Here is a 20,934-nt window from a genome sequence, read left to right as displayed (position 1 = left end):
CCCACCCCATATTCCAGAAAATACATTTGAGCCAATCATATCATATGGTGATGGCGATGCTTAGCCCTTAAATTACTTCATTTCCATGGCTGGCATCATGTACTGTTTAATTAAAGACTCAGCCGCATACGAATTCCCTTCATGGATGACAGGCATCGATTTCAAGTTAACTTGCATACCGTCTACCATGATTTTTTTCGATCCAATCCACAATTTAATCGTTTTTCCCGCAGGCATCATCGTTTCTTCCATCATCATGTCGTCTTTCATCATCTTGTCGTCTTTCATCTTCATGTCGTCTTTCATCATCATGTCATCTTCCATCATGTTGTCGTCTTTCATCATCTTGTCGTCCATTTTGCCCATATACATCAAAGTTACAGATCTATCCTTGCTGTCCCACATAATGCTGTAATCATACATTTTCGCCGCCTGTCTCAATTGAACAAGTTCCATGCCATCCTTTTTAATCGTTTTCATATCTGCAGCACTTGCCAATCCAGAAAAGGCCATGGACATCATCAATACCGCTGCTACCATCACTTTTTTGCTCTTATTTGTTTTCATCATTCTTATCACTCTCCATTCGTTTATTACTTACATGGATTACAATAAGCAAGACAGCTTACGATTCTCTAAGCGAAGTATTACGAAACCATTACGATATATAAATGGGGTCAGGTTTCAATAAAAAAACGGTTGAATCTCTCTTCCGAGAGACTCCAACCGTTTCTTCTAGGTCAAACGAATAAAATCAATCATGGATCGAACCTCGATCGGTCCCGGATTTGATATCACATCATTAGACTGCAATCCCTCTCTGGAAGTGAACTGCACCTTCACCGGAATGCCAGGAATCAAGTCGAAGAAGTTATCTGAGAAGACACCCTCCACATCCGAAGATAGCCATACCTGTTTAGCAAGCACGTCACTTTCCAGTACCAGATGAACGCCGTTCTCATCCGCTCCTCCGCTTACATTGATGTTTGCAGGCTGCAGAGCAAGGTCTTTGGACGGTACAAAATAGTGTTCCTGTACGATATTCGCAGCACCTTCCTGTTTCAGATCCAGGCGCAGCAGCGTGTTAGCTGTATCATGACCTTCAAGCCATTCCGCGTTACGTAATGACAGCACTCGATCACCTGTATTAGGTGCCAAGGTCACGTCATGTGTTTCATCACGATGCACCGTTCCATCGAACCCGAGCAAACGAATCTGTAACTGCCCTTTTACAGGTTGTAATTGATCCGAGATGATATATATATCTGTTGTATCTTCTTTTGTTCCATCTACCGATACCAACACATCGCTGAAGCTGCGTTTCGCATAATATTGCAATGCTTTCCAACGACCAAGGTAGTCCATACCTGCCCATGAAGCCACTGGCCAGCAGTCATTCATTTGCCAGTAAAGTGTGCCCATGCAGAATGGTTTGCGGCGACGGTGCGCTTCAATGGCTGTCTTCATTGCTTCCGCCTGAAGCACCTGGCTCATATAAAGGAACGATGGGAAGTCCTTCGATTCATGCATGTACATATCCATGTACTGTTTGATCAGACGATTACCTGCCCCATTCTTTTGATGAGCCAGCATGACTTCCGACTCCAGAGCCAGATCTTCTTCTTCCGCGTAAGTGCGTACTGACTTGTACTCCGGGAAAGACTGGAATCCGTATTCACTCATGAAACGACCCACATGCACGTTGTAGTTCTCGAATGGTTCTACATTGTGCCACACGCCCCAGTAGTGGATATCCCCTTCAGCTGTGGATGGGTGCGCATGCTGCGTCTCATCCCCTGTCAGTGATACCAGTGGTGAGGAAGGCCAGTAATCCACACCTGGCGCATACGCTTCAACGACTTCTGGCAGCAAATCATGGAAGATGGCTTCGTAATCGGCCCAGATGCTTTCACGCTGCTCGGCAGTAAATTCCTTTTTCCAACCCCAGCCACCATTCTCAACATAGTGAGCCCAAGCCGAATCAATCTCGTTATTCCCACACCAGAGTGCAATACTTGGATGGTTGCGCAGACGTTTCACATTATCAATCGCCTCATGTCTCACACTGTTCAGGAACGCTTCGTCTCCTGGATACATGCTGCATGCAAACATGAAGTCTTGCCATACCAGGATTCCGTATTCATCACACAGTTCGTAGAACACATCCTGCTCATAGATTCCGCCACCCCACACACGCAGCATATTCATATTGGACTCGGCTGCGGATACGATCTCATGACGATAACGTTCACGAGTAATTTCAGTGATGAAGCTATCATTTGGAATGTGATTGGCCCCTTTGGCAAAGACCGCAACACCATTTAGTTCAAAGTAAAAGGATGCTCCTGCTTCATCTTTGTCACGTACCAGCCGAATGGAACGAAGCCCAGTCTTCACTGTAGATTCAGCCACAGCTCGCTCACCTTGAAGCACTTCGGTAAGGAAGGTGTACATATGCGGATCACCAAGCCCACGGCTCCACCACAGTTTCGGTTCATCAATAGAGATTGGAATCTCCACCGTCTGAGTTCCGGGTTGTAGTGATACGGATCTTTCCCATCTCTGTCCATCTGCGCCGATACGAATAGTCGTATCTACCGCTTGTGATGTCTCGACTTCCACAACAGCAGTTAATGAAGCTGAGGTAGCGCTTACTTCATTTTGCTGGATATACACATCATTGATTCGTACCTGTGTCCAACCTTCAAGACGTGCTTCACGCCAGATCCCACTGGTTACAAAACGCGGACCCCAGTCCCAACCATAGTGATACGGGGCTTTACGTGCAAAAATACTTACTCTCTTGTCGCCAAGTCCACCAACATCGGACTGATCATTCGATGCAGGTAATGCATATCCGAGCTTCTCCAGCTTCGGCAGATCTTCCTGAATTGGTGACCGAAAACGTATTCGGAGAATGTTGCCGTTCCCCTTCAATACAGACTTTACATCTGCCTTCCATATCCGGAACATATTATCTGCTGATAACACATGCACATCATTCACATACACATCCGCATATGTATCCAGACCATCAAACACCAGCTCCAGATGTTCTTGGGAGAACAACCCTTCGGCAACGTCAAATTCCGTCTGATATTCCCAATCTATCTTATCAATCCATTGTACTTCCTTCTCGTTTGTTCCATAAAAAGGATCTGGAATCTTGCCCAGCTTCAGCAAATCTGTATGCACACAGCCGGGCACCTGAGCCGGCATCCACTCTTGATCTTCGCAAGCCTTGAACGTCCAATTCTGAAAAACATGTGATTGTATTGTGCTCATGACAGCCTCCATTGTTGTTAGAGTTGGTAAACATTATTTTGTTAGGTTTTGTTATTATAAAAACAAATAACTTACAAAACAAAATTAACACGATATGCATCTTATAGTCAATCTGTTTTGTAATTTAATTTGTTAAACAATCTCTGCATAACAAAAAGACATGAAGCTCTAACCTCTCCATGTCTTTCACCTGATTTCATTTACCCGTATGATCATTGTTAAAATGAGCCCGTAAATTCATATCCCATTACAGTATACTGGCGTTATATTCATCACGAATAATTAATTCCGAATAGATCAGCTTGCGTTCATAAGGTTCATCCACGTGTTTGATCCGCCACAATAGCTGGTCTACTGCTCTCGTTCCCAGATTCTCTTTGTTAATATGTACCGAAGCAAGAATGGGTTCATCCGTCTGCGTATTGTCAAATCCGGTTACGGCACAACGTTCGGGCACCTGAATGCCTCGACTTTGGAGTGCCTGAATGACAATGACAGCTGTATGGTCATTTGCACACACGATAACTTCAGGGATATCCTCCAGCTCCATTTCAGCAATGGATCTCCGGATCTGATCATACTCTGGTCCCAGCAAGCCGTCTTGCTGTTCCCCCTCCAACTGTTTCTCTTCCAGCAGCATACGATATCCAAGCCAGCGTTCTCTAAAACTTGCTGCATCGGGCAGTTGTCCGGCAAACTGGAACCTTCTATACCCTTTACCAACGAGCATGAGAACCAGTTCTTTCATACATTTCATATTGTCCGTAAAAACCGAGTCTGCGTATATGGCAGGGTCTTCATGATCCACCATGACAAGCGGAATACGCAGTCTGTAAATCTCCAGCAATACCGATGTCGAGATGGTGCCCACGGTTATGACTCCGCTGATCGCTTCGGGATTAAGGACCGAGAACATCCGATCTGAAGAGGGTTCTGTCAGCGTTAAAATATCCATTCCCTTCTCATTCAACCTCTCAGAAATGCCATCAAATACTGGCCCCCAGTATAAGGAAGCTCGATTCTGAGAACGAACGTTAGGAAACAAAATCAATATCGTGCCTTGTCGCTCCGCTTCTGGCTTCATCTCCGCTGATATCTGTGTCTCCCCCGGATAACGCTTAGGCTCAGTTCTGAAATACCCAAGCTGCCCCGCCGTTCTGACAATCATCTCGCGTGTATGCTCACTCACACCAGGCTTGCCCGTCAGCGCACGGGAGACTGCGAATTTGGACACCCCCGCAGCATCCGCAATTTGCTGCATCGTTACTCTTTTGGCCATCCTACTCACCCGTTTTTCCTAATTTTCCATTCAGTGTAGCATAAAAAACAAAAATCAACAAAACAAGGTTATGTTATTCTGTTTTTGTTAGGTAGTTGTTTATCTGTTTCACAAGGTGTAGGACATGACCAAAAAAGGCCCTCTCCCCACCTTCATAGAAGATGACGAAAGGACCCTTTGTCCGCCAATTATACGCCTGGTGCTCCCTGATCGCCGAGTTCCGACTGTAAAACCGAGCGTTTTCTGCGCCAGAAGATAGGCTGTGGAAGTTTGATCTCTGTGATCAGAACACCAACCAACATCAAAGCTGCTCCCGCATACCCTTGCAACGTTAGCGATTCCCCTTGAAAGGTAAATGCAAAGGCTGCTGCAAACAGTGGTTCGAGTGAAAAAATCAGACTTGTTCTTGTGGGAGAGGCATGACGCTGCGCGAGTGTCTGCAGAATATACCCCAAGCCGCTACACAAAACACCTAAGCCGAGAATGGCTGCCCAGGATTCAGCCGTATCGGGCATACGTGGCGTTTCCAGCATAAATGTAGCTGCAATTCCCCACATCGCTGCAACACCTAATTGAACTGTCCCCAAAGTTAGTGGATCATGCTTCGGTGTGAACTTGCCAGCAATCATTATATAGATGGCATACACAAGTGCTGCTAGTATGCAGAGAATATCTCCCGTGTGCAGACTAAGCTCATGTTGAAGCGTCAACAAGCCAAGCCCGGTAACGGCAACCAGGATACTGAGCGTCAATCGTTTGTCCGGCATACGACGATGCTGGATCGTCGTCAGGATCGGTACAAAAATAACAGCCAAACTTATCAAGAATCCCGCTTGGGATGTCGTTGTTCGTTGCACACCATAGGTGATGAATACAAATGCAGCGAATAAAGCTGTCCCCATAATAGCGCCTGCCACAAGTGTTCTGCGATCCATGTTAAACAACCGCCGATGAAAAAGAAGCCCTGCCGCAATAAAGGCAATTCCAAAACGAAATGCGACCAGATTCAATTCTTGCATGGACTCCAGGCCCGATTTCATAAACAGATAGGAAGATCCCCATATAACCGTTGCGAGCAGCATCTGTATGTCCGCTCTTCTTGTTGTCTGACCTTGATTAACCTGTACACCATTCATCTTGCTTCAACCTTCATTCTATGTATTCTGAGCTGTGTGATCGTGCGTCAAACTAACTCGCCTTGGCAAGTATAAACGATCTCTTTGCATTATAAAAATGAATATTTATAATGGATTATATGAAATAAATTCATGCATCAAAAATGGAAAGGAACGGAACCATTCATGTCACTGATCAAATACGAAATATTGAATACCGTTGTGGAATATGGCAGTCTCACCAAAGCGGCAGAAGCGTTGAACATCACCCAATCCGCAGTCAGCCATGCCATCGCCAGTCTGGAGACAGAATGTGGTTTTTCCCTGCTCCATCGCAGCCGCTCCGGTGTGCGGGTTACCGCTGAAGGGGAACGCATTCTGGGATACACACGTGAGATTCTGCGCTGGACGGAACTGATGAACCAGGAAATCTCCCTCATTCGCGGCGCGGAGATTGGTACGGTGCGTATTGGTACCTTCGCAAGTGTCTCCACACAATGGTTGCCGGGCATCCTGAAACAATTTCGCCTGCGCCATCCCGGAATTGAGATTAAGCTGTGGGAAGGCGATTATGCTGAGATTGAGGGCTGGCTAGCTGGAGGTGCCATCGATCTCGGATTTCTATCCCTCGGCGATTCATCACCTTTTGAGACGATCCCATTACAAAAAGACAGGATGATGTGTATCCTGCCTCTGGATCATCCTCTCGCCTCAGAGGAGTCTGTTTCGTTTGATATTCTGCTGGAGCAACCCTTTATTCTGCCCAAGTGGGGCGGAGATAACGAGATTGAACGACTGATCCGGCAGCATGCAGCCAAGCTCAATGTCGTCTATGAAGTAGCCGAAGATCAAGCCATCATGGCGATGGTCCGTAATGGCCTCGGTATCAGCCTGCTTCCGGAAATGGTTCTTCAAAATCATACCCATGCACTCGCGCTCGTTCCACTCTCTGGAGATCCTTATCGTACGATTGGCATGGCCTGCCCATCTTTGGGCAATCTATCGCCAGCTACGCGACGTTTTATAGAAGAGGTGAAACAGTGGCTCGGCCAGGTAATGTAAATTTGGAGAACTCACTACCTGTCGTCATGATCGACTTTTTCTATCCATTACTCACAAATTGGATAACACCAAGAGTTAGCAGCAGTACAGATATAATCGCAATCGTGATGCCAAAACCAATCAGGAAGCGCACGCCAGGTGAGCGTTTGCCCTGCTGGCTATCTCCCAGGTTATCCAGCTTTTTCTCAATTTGATCCAACCTTTCATTTACCTGTTTCAGATCTTGATTGGAGTTCATTCATCCATCCCCTTTTCTGTGTATTCGATCTATTCCCACACCCGGTCGAGCTGATCTGCGTAGTAACGGATTGCTCTGTTATAATCATTGATTCTCTTGTCACTTGATGTGTCCGCAAGTTGCACGAGCAGTCTTTGCATCGCTTCTGCATGTTCACCCAGATTGTAGAGCACCATGGCATAGAAAACCTCAAATTCCCGGTATGCCGGGAATTCTTTCATCCCTTTTTCAAACCAAACCTTTGCCTGCTCATACTGTCCAAGCGTTCGATATGTGCTGCCCAGCCCGAGTATCGCCCCTGCTCTGTCCTCATCAGAAAGACCAAGACTTAGTGCCTTCTCATAATGCGGAACAGCTTCCCGCTCCAATCCAAGCGAATCATGTGCCCAAGCCAGCTGATACCAGACATTCGCATTCTCGGGTTCCTGGACTGTAATCTCTTGCAGTAGTTCAATCGCTTCCTGCACCTTGCCTTCTTGTCTCCATCGCACGGCCTGTTCCAAATTACTCATGCTGTCACTTCCCATCTTGCATTATAAATTCCACTTATATGATTCAATTGTTTTATTATACCAAAAAAGCACCCTATAGAATATGTTGTAACAACTCAAGGTTGTCCAAACGCTATTCCATCGTGTGCTTTTTCATTCGATGCAGCCAGCTAGCTTAAGCTGAAATCTCTCTGAAAACGATCTGTTCATCGTCTAATTAAGACCATACCGTATTCGCTACCATGACAATAAATACGAGCATGAGATAATTAACAGAGATCAGAAAGTTCACTTTTGCCCACTTCTCATCATCCTGTGTCTTCAGTCCGCTAAGTGTATGCACAAACCAGATCAGTCCACCGACCAGAGATACAATCAGAAATACCAGACCTACGTAGTCGTAATAATACAACAGAAATACAGCAGGAAGCAGCAGAAAAACATAAGGAATCATCTGAAACTTGGTGCGTTTCACCCCTTTAACCACTGGCAACAACGGGAAGCCAGCAGCACGATACTCCTCTACCCGGCGAATACCCAATGACCAGAAGTGTGGTGGTTGCCACAAAAATAATAGTGCAAACAGCAACCAGGCACCTGCATCAATCTCATTGGTTACAGACGTATAACCGATGACAGGCGGCATCGCTCCGGCAATTCCACCCAGCGACGTGCTCCACGTTGAACTGCGTTTCAACCACATCGTGTAAATCACGATGTAAGCGAACCATCCAAGCAGTGCCATCCAGCCTGATAACGGATTCACCAGGAGATACAGTACTGCTACTCCCACAACACCTAGGATAATGCCATAGCCAAGCACAAACCCTGGCTTCAGATGGTTAATGTAATCCATCCTTTTTTTGGTGCGCTCCATCTTTTGGTCCAATTCACGATCCCAATAATTGTTGATTACACAAGCTGAAGCAATAACCAAAGTTGATCCAATCACGACCATGAGCAGAGATAACCAGTTGATATCCCATTTTGAAGCTACCCAGAATCCTACCGCCACCGCAAACACATTTAACCTTAGAAGTCCGGGCTTAGTTAATGCAATCATGTCTTTAAGCATGAGGCTCCTCCTGAACTATGTAAAAACGCCATTCCAATAATGATACATGTACCTACCATTAATTACAATCGCTTTCATGAATTTGTCATAACCAAAAAGCATCCCTCACCGTTCCAATGAACAGGAGGAATGCTTGATGATGAATTTCATCTTATTTTATGGAATGTATTGTTGCACAATTTTAGTAACTTTTCCGTCCTGCACCGTCAGGTGATACGGGAATACGGAGAGATCAAGAATACGGGTATTCTCATACAACGATTCGAACTTGGATAATGTCACAGGTTCATTCCACTGAATATCTGCGCCCTGCATCGTACCATCCCGATCATACAACTGCATCAATACTTCAGCATCCGCACTAACCTCAACCTGTTCCTGCTCTTTGCTATCATTGACAATATAGTAACCATCTGGAGCACCGTCTATACCTGCTTCCGGATTGCGCTGTGCAAAAATCGTATCGGCTTCTTCACCCTGATACCAGCCAATCTTGTCCACTGTCATAAACAATTTGCCGTCTTCTATATGCATACCTTCAACATAGGCTGTAAACATCTCGGAGTTTGCAACTTGAGCTTCTTTCGCAGAAGTTTGTTGAGCGTCCGTACTACCTTGAGCATTCGCAGGGGTAAGTAAATATGTAGTCAGCACAATCATACCAAGTAAAGCAACAACTGCACCGATCATTCCTAGTTTCCATTGTTTTGTCGCGTTCTTCATAGGTAACATCTCTCCTTAATATGAACGTTACTATTCCTTAACCGGAAGTCTTGCTTCTCAAACGCTCATGTGAACTATCGATTCCAACGTTCTTTCTTTTCCTATCATACTTCGAACAGGGATTATAAAAGTATCAGCCAGATTAAAAATAGTTACAATGTGCGTCATCACTCCTTTCTGTAGTCTCCGTAAACGGCAATAACCCCTGAAGGCATCGCCATTCAGAGGTTATTTACTGGGGTGTGTCTTTTAAACTCAGGCAAGTGATACGTTGAAGGATGTCTGTGTCCAGATAGCTAAGGAATCGAGGACATCTTATTTGGCCATCTGGCGCCCCTTTTATTTTGTAAGGAACATGAGACACGTTATTTGCCAGAATTCCCTGAAAACACGCTAATAACGGCTGTTTATACCAATATAACGTGTGTCAGATTCCTTAGATTGCTGCGGGACTTTCAAACCCTTGAATAAGACGTCACAGGTTCGTTAGCGCCCCTCTATCTGCCCTGCTCCAGACATGCTCAGAGTTACGCTCCAGCTTTTGGCAGGTTTTTGGCAGGTTTGAAGACCTGCTCAAAGTATTTCCTATGCTTACGCATAGATGCTAATCTTAATGATTGGGTGTGGAGCTTTGTGCCAAACGAACGAGCATATGAGCCAGCATGTGGCGTTCATCTTCCTTGCCGACATTCCACAGCTCCTGAAGCAGTTTTTCTTCACGATTACGGGGTTCCTCCCGAGCTGCCAGATAATCCGCTACTTTCTCGGCAATTTTGGCCATCTGCTCCTCACTTAGTCCAATCGATTCTCCCATGGCAATTCGCTTACCTAGGTATTCTTTGAATGCATCAAAGTTCTGTAAAATCTGTTCTCTTTCTTCCGGCGCAATCTTCTCAATTGCATTGTCCACCTTGTCAGTTGAAACTTGGCCATCTTTATGGATTACATGATTTTCTTCATTCATTTGAATAACCTCCTGCATAATAGTTGTTTATTGGTTTCAAGCTTTAAACTTAATACTCAGGTTATCTATAATATAAACGTATTGCTGAAGTTTAATCAGTACGTTCAATTCTGTATATATCTTCTATATATGAGCAAGTACACGTTTCAAAAGAACTACAGCGGTTAATCGTTTACATATACGTAACGGTGTTTGGATATGTTAATGAACACCTTATACAATATCGAACCAGGAGGGATTTCCCATGCGTGATAAAACCAAACATGAGAAGACAAACGATGAACTTGAACCAGGAGTGAATACCGTTATCCATCCAGACAAAAATAATCCCGGACCAACCGATATGATCGAAGGCGTGGTTGGTGATATCGTGGACAACATTCGCAAAGACTTCACCCATGACTCAAAGGACAAGACGTCTTCTTCCAAGTCAACGGATTCATCAGACAAATAAGCGTAACTTTTCTCCCTAGCAAAAGATAGCTCAAAAAGTCCTCCTGCCACATGCATGGCTTGGGAGGACTTTTTGGTAATGAACGATTGAATAATCAACCTCATATCTGGAGGTGCAATTCAACGTGAATCTTTTGTCATCTGCTGTAACGCCTTATGAATCCAGATCGCGGCAATGGAACCTTCACCCATCGCAACCGTTGCTTGCTCTGCATGTAAACCCAGATCCCCGGCAATCCATACATTCGTCGCTGCCTGTAAGCTGCGCGGATCGGCTTCTACATGTTTATTATCTGCGATTACAGCTCCCAGCTGCTCTGCCAATTCATAGTGCACCCGATTGCCTCCAAAAGCGATAAAACCACGCTCCGACTCAAAGATCTGTCCATCTTCGGTCAGAACACCGGTGATATGGCCATCCTCAATCTGTTGTACTTCCTGAACAGCCGCTTCCAGATAACGAACTCCCGCCTCTTTCATGCTCCGATGCAACTCTGCAGATATGGGAGCCTGCTCATGATTGATATATAACAGATCATTCGTACGCTGAATTAAAATCATCGCCATATTGGCACCTGGTTCGCCAGATCCCAATAGTACCGTACGTTGATCCTGAATCTCATAACCATCGCAATCAGGGCAGACATACACCGTTCGGCCCAGCGTAGGGGTTAGTCCCGGAATGTCCGGAACTCTATCCGTGAGCCCCGTTGCCAATAACACGGTTTTGCTCCTATATTCAGATCCGGAAGTACCGAATAATTGAATATGTTCTCCCTTACGTTCCGCTTTAATGATACGGTCTTTCTCAAAAGATACACCAGTCCGCTCTGCCTGCATCCTGCCTCGTTCTCTAAGCTCTTCACCGGATACCCCATCGGGGAAACCGAGGATATTATGATAAGTCCGGCATAACGTCGATCTGCCTTCTCCCGCGTCGATTACCAACACCTGATGAGCTGAATAACGTCCAAGCTGAATGGCTGCCTGAAGCCCTGCGAGCCCTCCACCTACAATTATGCAATCAACCTCTCGCATGCTCCTTCTCCTCCTGAACTTCCATTTATCTAATTTAATTAAACAGTTTGTCCTTATATACATTAAACCGTTCAGCCAAGCTTAAACGTTTCCTCATATTGCTTATCTTATACCAAAATAAACAGGCCCAAACCATCCGTAGGAATCACGGTGAGTTTGGGCCTATAAGATTTATGATTGCTTAGAAGTTATACGATTCAAATCGCGATGCATTCGAGATGGCGTTCCATACATCCGCTGTTTCGCCGCCCATATACCAGTAAGCCAGTCCAGCAATTTGCCGTTGCTCACTCATTAACACTTTGGCTGATAACGAACGACTGTCCTCTGCCCATATATATCTTGGCTTACCATTACTGTTGTACCCGATAATATATTGAACCAGACTTGCATCCCATCGTCTTACAGATCCCGTAGCATGCGCACGCATTCCCTGGTCTGCCAGTGTAATGTCCCAAGAACTGGTTGCCGGATTCACGGAAGACCAGTCTCGTGTATATAACGGAAGGGCCAAAATTGTTTTGGCACGTACCACCTCGGAGAGCATGGTATCCAAAGCCTTTTCTACCCATGGAAGAGACGCCACTGATCCTGCTTTCGGATCACCGTTCCAGTGTTCCTCGTATCCCATCAGCACCATATAATCCGATACAGCGCCCAGTTTGGCATAATCAAATGCATCCGTCCAATCAGTACCCAGGTCGGGCGAAACGTCCACGGACACCACAGCACCGAGTGCGTGCAACGTAGCCGTCAAAGAGGTCACAAATGCCGTCAGCCCTTCACGATCCGCAGGATCAACATTCTCAAAGTCCACATTAATGCCGTCCAATTTATAGGTTTTGACATAAGCGGCTACCTGTGAGATCACTGCAGCTCGGTTGGCCGAACTGGATAACATCTGATGCGTAAGTGCCGAATCCGAACGATTACCGAGCAATGGCCATAGCTGCCTGTCGGTGGCGGATGCCCAGGAGATCAATGCAGGGTCCGCGTGATCTGTTACTTTCATACTGCTGTTCAGGAAAAACCAGCGTGGGACAAGTGTGTTGACCTCAGACTGTTCCACTTGTTTCTTGAATTCAGTTGTAGTGGAGTTATATTGCCAGCCCAGCTGAACGCCAAGTTCATCCCCACGTTGTAACTGCTCAGACCATGTTTTCTTTTGTAAAATGGCATCGAGCATTACGGCTGCTTCTTCTCGCGTTACCTGGTCATGTGGTCGAAACACGCCTCCGCTTCCCCGCATTAGTCCAAGTTGATATACCGTCTGAACATAAGGACGTGCCCAGTCCGAGATATCCGCTGCGTCAAAATACGTTGAAGATAAGAGTGATGTCTCTACGGGTTGTTGTTTTAACATTCGAACAAGAAGGGCAGCCGCTTCTTCGCGCGTAATAGAAGCATTAGGCTGGAACGTTCCCTGACCCTTACCCTCCAGAATAAAAAGATTCGTCATGGCGGCAACATTGCCGTAATACCAAGCATTCATGCTTATATCCTGATAGGGATTAATATTATTTTTAACGGGCTTCAAACCTAGTAATCTCACCGCAAACGTCGCAAATTCTGCACGAGTAACGGCTTTCTTCGGTTCAAACGTAGTCTCTGACGTACCGGCAGCAATGCCTTTTGCCACCAGATGTGTAATGGCATCCTTGGCGTAACTGGTCTGCGTATCCTGAAACTGTTGCTGCACGGTTGCAGCCTGAACAGTAGAGCCATATCCAGCCAGCGATCCAAGTGTTAATAACCCGCATAAAGCCATTTTCCATATCCGTTGGTTCGTTATGTCTTTTAATCTATTATTCACATCAAAAAGCCTCGCTTCATTGGATTACGATCAACTATCATCGTATCAAATTGAAGCGAGGCCGTATGTGGTTAAATGTTGGGAAATGCGAAGCTTACTTGTGTACTTTTACGCGCTCTTCAATGGGTTGGAATTCTTTCTCACCCGGTGCTGCCGTTGGTTTACCAAATGGCATCTGAGCGATCAATCTCCAGTTCTCAGGAATGCTCCATTCTTGCTTCACTTTCTCGTCAATCAACGGGTTGTAGTGCTGCAAAGATGCACCCAGACCTTCTTGTTCCAGAGCAGTCCAGATTACCAGTTGCAACATACCGTTGGATTGGTTAGCCCAGATTGGGAAGTTATCTGCATAAGCTGCAAAATTTTGTTGAAGCTGTGCGATCGCATTGTTATCTTCGAAGAAGAGAACCGTACCATATCCGCTGCGGAATCCAGTCATTTTCTCTGCTGTGGATTTGAAGGCTTCTTCATTACCTACCACTTCACGCAAAATTTCTTCTGTGTGATTCCACAATTTATCATGTTGTTCACCGAGCAATACAACGGCACGGGATGTTTGTGAGTTAAAGGAAGTTGGTGTATATTTCACCGCTTCTTCTACGATTTCCTGGATTTTAGCATCCGAAATTGTAGATTCCTTGCTGATTCCATAATAAGATCTTCTGTTTTTCAACGCATCAAAAAAAGTTGTCATTCTTATTCGCCTCCCAAAATTTTTTTTCAGTTGCCAACACAGTAACTATAATATAGTAACATACATTAGTCAACAAACTAATTTATTTTCACTAAATATACATTCACTGAAAACATTTCAACAAGTTTGCCCAATACAGCAATTGAAATTATCCTTCGCCCGTCTTTTTACGATAATCCGCCCGGTATTTCTCTTCCGTAGACGAGTTACTTTTTGTCTGATCTTTATTCTTCTCTTCCTGAGCTTCCATATTCAGATCTTCCATCGGAATTGGATCTACGGTCTGTTCTTCTTCATGTCGGTCAAGCAGACTTTCGTGCTCTGTCTTATATTGTTCAGGATTGTCACGGGATTGTTCCTGTTGGGTATCGTTGTTATTCTGATCCGGTGTGCGCTGTTTCATTCATATTCGCCTCCTCTGGGTTCATTACCTTTCTTTACCTGTTCTGCGTGTCCTCTAAACACAGTCGGATGCATTCCTCAAACAAAAACCAACAAAAAAAGCCAACCAGACAAGCTGGTCAGCTCAAAGACGACTTCTATGATTGGCGATGCAATTGGGTACGGTACAGATCAGGCGAACATCCCACACTTTGTTTGAACATCCGACTAAAATGCGAAAGGCGTTTGAAACCGGACAATCGACTTGCTTCTGTCACGGTGATCTCAGGCTGAAACTGAAACAAAAGCTTCGCCTGATTGATACGGCGGTCATACAGGTATTTAAATATCGTCAAACCTGTCATTTCCTTAAACATGCCTGCCAGATATGGCTTGGACAGATGTAATTCCAGTGCCAGATCATCCAGACCAATGTCCTTCATATAATGGGTATCCACATAACGAATAATGTGTTGGACATGCCGCTCCCTCTCCGATGAGGGAAGTTGTTCCTGGACATCACCCTGGCAGATCTCTGCTACAAAATACAACAGATCACACAGTCTGACATTCATTCGCTCTTGCCTGAAATTGCTCTGACTTTGAGACAGACGATGAAGATCATGCAATAGAGCTTCGAATTCAGAGCGGTTATCTCCCTTCAGATTGACCCGGCAATTTCTGAGTTCTTCAAATGGTCTAAGGACCTCAGCCATACGGTCCGGATGCAGGCTGCTGCGGATTGCAGACGGATCAAAATGCAGTGTGCTTCGCTCATAAGCACTGCCTGGCTTCGGATGTGGTCGATGAAGAGTCAGGCCATGCATTAACACCAGATCACCCGGCTCCAGGTTATATACCCGGTCTCCTATGATATAGGTACATTCTCCATCATGAAAATAATAAATCTCATAATGTGGATGTGAATGGAATCCATCTGACTTGCCTGGGTTAAATATGCTGGTGGATCGGTAACTATACTCCAGTGAAGCGCTAAATTGCATCATGCTCGGCACATTCATGCACCTCCTGTTCGGAAGAGGGAAACGATTTGTATCATGCCCCTGTAGGATATATGAAAGTGAAATTATAGAAGCTGTTTAATACTCTCTTGAATCTCGTCGATGGAGTCGATAGGTTCGAAGCGTCTGACCACACGACCCTCTGCATCAATCAGGAATTTTGTGAAATTCCATTTGATTGCATCGCCGTGTAACCATTCTGGTGCCTTCTCAGCCACCATTAATTTCAATAATTTGGCCTGTATATCTGTTTCATCAAAGCCTGCAAAAGGCCCTGATCTTTTCAAAAAGTCGTAGAGCGGGTGCGCCGCTTCTCCATTCACATCCAGTTTGGAGAACATCGGAAATTTCACACCATAGTTAATCTGGCAAAACGATTCCGCTTCCGAACTGCTTCCAGGCTCTTGCTCTGCAAACTGGTTACACGGGAAACCAATAATCTGAAGTCCTTGATCCTTGTACTGGTCATACAGCTTCTGCATGTCATCGAACTGGTGCGTATATTTACATTTACTTGCCGTGTTTACGATGAGCACAGGTTTTCCTTCATATTGATAGAGTGGGAAACGCTCTCCACTGGTTCTGGTTACGGTAAAGTCGTAGATGGTTGGCATAAGTCTAGTGCACCTCGCGATAGTTATGTAGTCATACAGCATCATATGTCATTGTTAATTATATACGAAGTTTGAACTATTGTATCGCGCAAGATAAGTTACTCTCCCTTTCAACAGAAAACCCTTCTGCCGCGAAAATCTCTTCGTTCAGCAAAAGGGTTATTATATGGGATCACAGTGACAGCATCTTCAGCCCTTAACGGCACTTCCGGCCACGCCCTGAATGATATAATGCTGACCCACGAGGAAAACGATGATCATCGGAATAATGCCTGCCGTGGCAGCGGCCATCATGCCGTTGTAGTCCACATTATTCTCCAGAATAAAGTTCTGCAGTCCGAGCGGAACGGTGTACAAGTCTTTGTCGATCAGGAACACAAGCGCATTCTCATAGTCATTCCAGTGCCAGGAGAAATCAATAATGGCCAGTGTAGCCAGCGCTGGCTTCGCCAAGGGCAGAATCAGCCTGAAGAATATGCGCAGGTGACCGGCACCGTCGATGAACGCCGCTTCCGAGATCTCTGAAGGCACGGACAGGAAGAATTGCCGCAGCATAAACACCCCAAAGATCGTGAACATTCCGGGCAGGATCAATGCCCAATGCGTATTATATATGCCTACCCATTCAAACATCAGGAACTTCGGTACAAAGAGTACCTGCGGTGGCACCATCATCATCGAGAGATAGATCAGGAACAGTGTCTCCCGGCCTTTGAATTGAATCCGTGCGAAGCCATAGGCTGCAAAAGCCGAGAGAAATACAGCTCCGACCGTGCTAATTAGCGATATTTTCAACGAGTTCAGATAATACGTCGCAAAGGTATCCGCTCCACTCCAAACCTTAATATGATGCTCCCAGTTCAGGCTGGAGGGTATCCACTGGATGGGATAGGTGAATACGTCCGCAGGAGATTTGAACGACGTGCTGATCATCCAGATGAACGGCATAATCATCAGCAGGGCAAACCCGGACATCAGAAGTGTCAGTATGATTTTTCGAATCTGCGTCAAGGACTCCATGCGGACTCTAACTTTAGGTGAATGCGGAGCTGTGGGCTTCGCATTCGCGGCAATTTGTTTCTCCATAACGACTCCTCCCCTCCTTAGTAGTGAACCCAACGTTTCTGACCAAGCCACTGCAATACAGTGAAGACCATAATGATGGCAAAGAGTGCCCAGCTAATGGCAGCAGCGTATCCCATCTCGTAGTAGCGGAAGGCATTCTGGTAGATAAACAGCGACAGTACGGTTGTACTGTTCCCCGGACCACCCTGGGTGATCGCCTGAATGATACCAAAGTTTTTGATGGTCATAATCAATCCGGTAATCAGCAGCAAAAAGGTAGTTGGACTCACAAGCGGCCAAATCACTTGGCGTATCGTCTGCCAAGGGCGGGCTCCATCTATCCTTGCAGCCTCAATCAATTCCTCCGGAATTTCCTGCAAAGCGGCCAGATAAATAATCATGTTGTAACCCAGCATGAACCAGATCCAGATGATATCAATCGCATACATGGACCATTCGGTTGTTGATAACCATCCGGGTGGATTCGTAATACCGATCCCCCGCAAGAAGCCATTAATGGGCCCCGATGTTGGCTGGAACAGCAGCATCCAGACAAAAGCGATGGCAACACCGCTGGTGATATAGGGCATGAAATAGAGAGCACGCAGCGTTTTTTGCCAATACACCGACTTGTTCAGCGCCACCGCCACGATAAAAGCCAACCCCATCGATACCGGAACCGCTAACAGAAATACAAATGTATTTCGCAGCGCCACGCCAAACAGATCATCATTCAACATCCGACGGATATTGTCCAGCCCTACGAAATTCGTCTCCGGGCTCATGAATTTGTAATCAGTGAACATGAGATAGAACGAATAAACAGCCGGTATAATAAAAAACAACAGCACGCCAATCATATTGGGCCCAATAAACAGATACCCGAGTCTGCTCTGCCGTTTCATCCAGGATTTATGCATATGCTCCCCACTCCTTAACATCTGTTCTGGAATTAAGCATAACAAGATGTCCTCTAACATTTAAGGAACATAACCCTGTACCTGATATCACAGATATATGTATTTCGGCAGTGCCTTTCGGGAGAGAAACAACATGGAATTGTTCTATTGCTTATATAGAAAAAACCGCCCCATTGGGACGGCCTTTGGACTCATTGCTTTTGCAACCTATTGATTCTGCTTCAGCCAGTCATTATGGCGTTTGACCATGTTCTGTACCGTAACTTCGGCAGTCTGGTTACCGAGGAAGAACTTTTCATACTCCTGTGCACGCAGATCAACCACTTCCTGCGCAATGCTGCGGACAAACGTAGGTGTCTCGTCACCGTACAACACAAATTCCAGTGACTCTTTATCATAAGAATCGGCATAATCGCCAAGCAAATGATCAATGGCAGTCTGCTGATCGACCGCATTCGAGGAAGGTAAACGCCCACCCGCAGCCATCGGCATCATTCCCCCATCGGCGTACCATTTCAGGAACTCCCATGCGGCTTCTTTATTTTTTGACTTGGAATTAATCGCAATAAAGTCACCAAGTCCTCCACTCTTCACCATATCTGCTTCTTGTGCAGCCAGTCTCGGTACAGGGGCAAAGGCGATTTTCCAATCCCGCGGGAATTCGGTCATATTGTTTGATGTGCGGATCAGCCATTCGCCGATATTAATCATGGCAGACTCACCGCCAAGGAACATGTTTTCCACCGGCATTTTAGAAGTCAGCTGCTCTCCGAGCGGAGGAGTGGTTGCATCCTCCTTCATCATTCCGTTCAACGTCTCCAGCCATTTGGTAACGAGTGGATCATCAAGATTGGAAGAACCGTCTGCCTTAACATAGCCGTTCTTCACCAGAACAGAATCGAGCGGGTCTACATAGGAAGCAGTATGCTGCACCAATCCGTATTTGAAGCCAGCAGCCTTCAGTTTGAGTGCATATTCACGAGCTTCATCCCATGTCCAGGCTGTAGGTACACTCAGTCCGGCCTGATCAAGCGCTTTCATATTTAAAGCGAAGAAGGCAGCGTTTTTCTTGGTTGGCATCCCGTAATATTTTCCGTCCACTTTCCAGGAAGCCGCATCTTCACCCATTTTCTCATCAATGTTGTAGTCGGTGAACTCGCCCAGATCCAGTGCTGTACCGCCCTTGATGCGTTTATCCAGATTCGTGAGGGTATAGTTGACATACAGGTCAACGTTTTGCCCGGTGGACAGCGCCGTATCCAGCTTCAGGTTGCCATCATCGTCATTCACAAACCGCACATATTCCACCTGAATATCAGGATGTTCCGCATTCCAGGTATCCACCACTTCCTGTGGACCATTCTCGGGCGGCACCGCGCCCCACATGGTGAGCTTCACTTTTCCCCCTGCCGCTCCACCTCCGTTATCTCCACCGTTCGTCTCATTTTTACCTACACAGCCGGCAAGCAAGCCCAGCATCAGCGCACCTACGATTAATCCCGTTAATCCTTTTTTGATTCTCATCTGGTCACATGACCTCCCTGAATTGAAGTGTACCTTCCGTTACATCGTAGCAGGGACCTTGCTGGGTTCATAAGATACATATCCATGATTCGGATTGAACAAAAATACGGATTTACTTGTGCTTGCTTGAGCACTCGGTACACATATTCCTTCTACTCATCCTGTGAGTCACGAACGATGGCGATACTGGCTGGGCGTGCAACCGGTCCAACGCTTGAATATTTTAATGAAATAATTATCACTTCCGAACCCTACCCGGTAACCAATCTCCTGTACAGGAAGGTCCGTCTCGCGCAAGTATTCAGCCGCTTTCTCCATCCGTACCCCATGCAAGTAATGAATCAGGGTATGACCGGTTTTCTTTTTAAACAAAGCACTCACATAATTCTCGCCCATCATCACATATCGTGACATGGATTTGACGGTAATGTCCTGGTCGTAATGCTGTCCGATATACTGAATTATTTTGCTAATCTCCGGATGTTTCACAATCGGCTCACGAACAGGTGTAAATGGAAGATCCGTATCAGACGGGGGCGCAGAAGGGACCGTAAGAGAATCAGGCGAAACAGGCGTTGATGTGAGAACCGATGTGGAAGGTGGCACTTGATGAGGATCTGTCTCTGTCCGGGCTTCAGTCGAAGCTCCCAGTTCTGCACTTACTTTACGGAGTGTATCACGCAGTGAATTCACACTCATGGATAGTTTCAGAATATAATTGGAAGCCCCGTATTCCATTGCACGGCGTACATATTCGAACTCCCCCATACAGGTGAGCATGACAAATTTGGTTTTCAACCCGGCCTGACGGGTCTGTTTGAGTAATTCCAGACCATCCATACCTGGCATGACAATATCGGTCAGTACCAGATCCGGTGTATCCTCTATAATCATCGCCAGCGCTTCGGTCCCGTTACCGGATTCTCCGATGACCGTGAAACCCAGCTCTTCCCAGGAAATAATCTCTCGCACCGACTCTCGTACGAATACCTCATCCTCTACAAGTAATACTTTCCACATGCCAGATTCCCCTCTCCAGTCGTGTAGGACGTGTCTCAAAACTCGCGAAGTGCATCTTTTACCGCCTTTTCGCCCCATGCTGCGTCACTTCCCCTTGACGTGCCCCGGCACGCCTGCGGAAAACTTCCTTGCTTGGAACGAAAATTCAGCAAAATCTG

Annotated in this window: 21 protein-coding genes; 2 read left to right on the top strand and 19 right to left on the bottom strand. The window is 46.0% G+C overall.

Annotated elements, in window-relative coordinates; translation table 11 throughout:
* Positions 1–72 precede the first annotated feature (72 nt).
* The 4 genes from NST38_RS12665 to NST38_RS12650 all read right to left on the bottom strand — a co-directional run bounded on the left by NST38_RS12665 (position 73) and on the right by NST38_RS12650 (position 5,700).
* On the bottom strand, positions 73–570 hold the full coding sequence (locus NST38_RS12665; RefSeq protein ID WP_076249628.1) for a stalk domain-containing protein: 498 nt from the start codon (positions 568–570) through the stop codon (positions 73–75).
* A gap of 165 nt (positions 571–735) precedes the next feature.
* Positions 736–3,285 carry a beta-mannosidase gene (locus NST38_RS12660; protein ID WP_036609017.1) on the bottom strand — a complete coding sequence of 850 codons (2,550 nt, stop codon included), beginning with the start codon at positions 3,283–3,285 and terminating at the stop codon, positions 736–738.
* A 247-nt stretch (positions 3,286–3,532) separates the two neighbouring features.
* A complete protein-coding gene (locus tag NST38_RS12655) occupies positions 3,533–4,564 on the bottom strand; it encodes a LacI family DNA-binding transcriptional regulator (RefSeq protein ID WP_076249629.1) in 1,032 nt (343 codons plus the stop codon).
* A 188-nt stretch (positions 4,565–4,752) separates the two neighbouring features.
* Entirely contained in the window at positions 4,753–5,700 is a 948-nt protein-coding gene (locus tag NST38_RS12650; protein WP_076249630.1) for a DMT family transporter, read from the bottom strand.
* Positions 5,701–5,865: 165 nt separating this feature from the next.
* Here NST38_RS12650 and NST38_RS12645 point away from each other — a divergent pair, with 165 nt between their 5' ends.
* On the top strand, positions 5,866–6,741 hold the full coding sequence (locus NST38_RS12645; RefSeq protein ID WP_341343972.1) for a LysR family transcriptional regulator: 876 nt from the start codon (positions 5,866–5,868) through the stop codon (positions 6,739–6,741).
* A gap of 40 nt (positions 6,742–6,781) precedes the next feature.
* Here NST38_RS12645 and NST38_RS12640 read toward each other — a convergent pair whose 3' ends face one another.
* The 5 genes from NST38_RS12640 to NST38_RS12620 form a co-directional block, all read right to left on the bottom strand.
* Entirely contained in the window at positions 6,782–6,979 is a 198-nt protein-coding gene (locus NST38_RS12640) for a hypothetical protein (protein WP_076249696.1), read from the bottom strand.
* A 29-nt stretch (positions 6,980–7,008) separates the two neighbouring features.
* The gene (locus NST38_RS12635) at positions 7,009–7,491 is read right to left on the bottom strand and encodes a tetratricopeptide repeat protein (protein ID WP_036609020.1); all 483 of its coding nucleotides are present in this window, start codon (positions 7,489–7,491) and stop codon (positions 7,009–7,011) included.
* Positions 7,492–7,687: 196 nt separating this feature from the next.
* On the bottom strand, positions 7,688–8,545 hold the full coding sequence (cyoE, locus tag NST38_RS12630) for a heme o synthase (RefSeq protein ID WP_076249697.1): 858 nt from the start codon (positions 8,543–8,545) through the stop codon (positions 7,688–7,690).
* Positions 8,546–8,701: 156 nt separating this feature from the next.
* Entirely contained in the window at positions 8,702–9,268 is a 567-nt protein-coding gene (locus tag NST38_RS12625) for a hypothetical protein (protein ID WP_076249698.1), read from the bottom strand.
* 610 nt (positions 9,269–9,878) lie between these two features.
* Complete coding sequence (locus tag NST38_RS12620; RefSeq protein WP_036609024.1) at positions 9,879–10,232, bottom strand: DUF3243 domain-containing protein; 354 nt, start codon at positions 10,230–10,232, stop codon at positions 9,879–9,881.
* Positions 10,233–10,476: 244 nt separating this feature from the next.
* Here NST38_RS12620 and NST38_RS12615 point away from each other — a divergent pair, with 244 nt between their 5' ends.
* Positions 10,477–10,686 carry a hypothetical protein gene (locus tag NST38_RS12615; protein ID WP_076249699.1) on the top strand — a complete coding sequence of 70 codons (210 nt, stop codon included), beginning with the start codon at positions 10,477–10,479 and terminating at the stop codon, positions 10,684–10,686.
* 119 nt (positions 10,687–10,805) lie between these two features.
* Here the strand turns inward: NST38_RS12615 and NST38_RS12610 are convergent, their stop codons facing one another.
* The 10 genes from NST38_RS12610 to NST38_RS12565 all read right to left on the bottom strand — a co-directional run bounded on the left by NST38_RS12610 (position 10,806) and on the right by NST38_RS12565 (position 20,776).
* Entirely contained in the window at positions 10,806–11,723 is a 918-nt protein-coding gene (locus NST38_RS12610; protein ID WP_076249700.1) for an NAD(P)/FAD-dependent oxidoreductase, read from the bottom strand.
* A gap of 181 nt (positions 11,724–11,904) precedes the next feature.
* Positions 11,905–13,536, bottom strand: coding sequence for an S-layer homology domain-containing protein (locus tag NST38_RS12605; RefSeq protein WP_256719965.1), 1,632 nt, complete (start codon positions 13,534–13,536; stop codon positions 11,905–11,907).
* A gap of 94 nt (positions 13,537–13,630) precedes the next feature.
* The gene (locus NST38_RS12600; RefSeq protein WP_074094703.1) at positions 13,631–14,230 is read right to left on the bottom strand and encodes a nitroreductase family protein; all 600 of its coding nucleotides are present in this window, start codon (positions 14,228–14,230) and stop codon (positions 13,631–13,633) included.
* 148 nt (positions 14,231–14,378) lie between these two features.
* Positions 14,379–14,633 carry a hypothetical protein gene (locus NST38_RS12595; RefSeq protein WP_036609033.1) on the bottom strand — a complete coding sequence of 85 codons (255 nt, stop codon included), beginning with the start codon at positions 14,631–14,633 and terminating at the stop codon, positions 14,379–14,381.
* A 136-nt stretch (positions 14,634–14,769) separates the two neighbouring features.
* Positions 14,770–15,633 carry an AraC family transcriptional regulator gene (locus tag NST38_RS12590; RefSeq protein WP_047842609.1) on the bottom strand — a complete coding sequence of 288 codons (864 nt, stop codon included), beginning with the start codon at positions 15,631–15,633 and terminating at the stop codon, positions 14,770–14,772.
* Positions 15,634–15,698: 65 nt separating this feature from the next.
* Positions 15,699–16,247, bottom strand: coding sequence for a glutathione peroxidase (locus NST38_RS12585; RefSeq protein ID WP_076216217.1), 549 nt, complete (start codon positions 16,245–16,247; stop codon positions 15,699–15,701).
* 189 nt (positions 16,248–16,436) lie between these two features.
* A complete protein-coding gene (locus tag NST38_RS12580) occupies positions 16,437–17,333 on the bottom strand; it encodes a carbohydrate ABC transporter permease (protein WP_256719966.1) in 897 nt (298 codons plus the stop codon).
* Positions 17,334–17,350: 17 nt separating this feature from the next.
* Positions 17,351–18,232 (bottom strand): carbohydrate ABC transporter permease, encoded by an 882-nt coding sequence (locus tag NST38_RS12575; RefSeq protein ID WP_076249702.1) that lies wholly within the window; start codon positions 18,230–18,232, stop codon positions 17,351–17,353.
* 207 nt (positions 18,233–18,439) lie between these two features.
* Positions 18,440–19,756: an ABC transporter substrate-binding protein gene (locus NST38_RS12570; protein ID WP_017688971.1), complete on the bottom strand. Its 1,317-nt coding sequence runs from the start codon at positions 19,754–19,756 to the stop codon at positions 18,440–18,442.
* Between the two features lie 168 nt (positions 19,757–19,924).
* Positions 19,925–20,776, bottom strand: a complete 852-nt coding sequence (locus NST38_RS12565; protein WP_076249703.1) for a response regulator transcription factor — start codon at positions 20,774–20,776, stop codon at positions 19,925–19,927.
* Positions 20,777–20,934 lie beyond the last annotated feature (158 nt).

Source organism: Paenibacillus sp. FSL H8-0104, from assembly GCF_038050215.1.
GTDB classification, from domain to species: domain Bacteria; phylum Bacillota; class Bacilli; order Paenibacillales; family Paenibacillaceae; genus Paenibacillus; species Paenibacillus amylolyticus.
The sequence above is the reverse complement of the archived record's forward strand: the minus strand, read 5'-3'. Positions and strand labels throughout refer to the sequence as shown.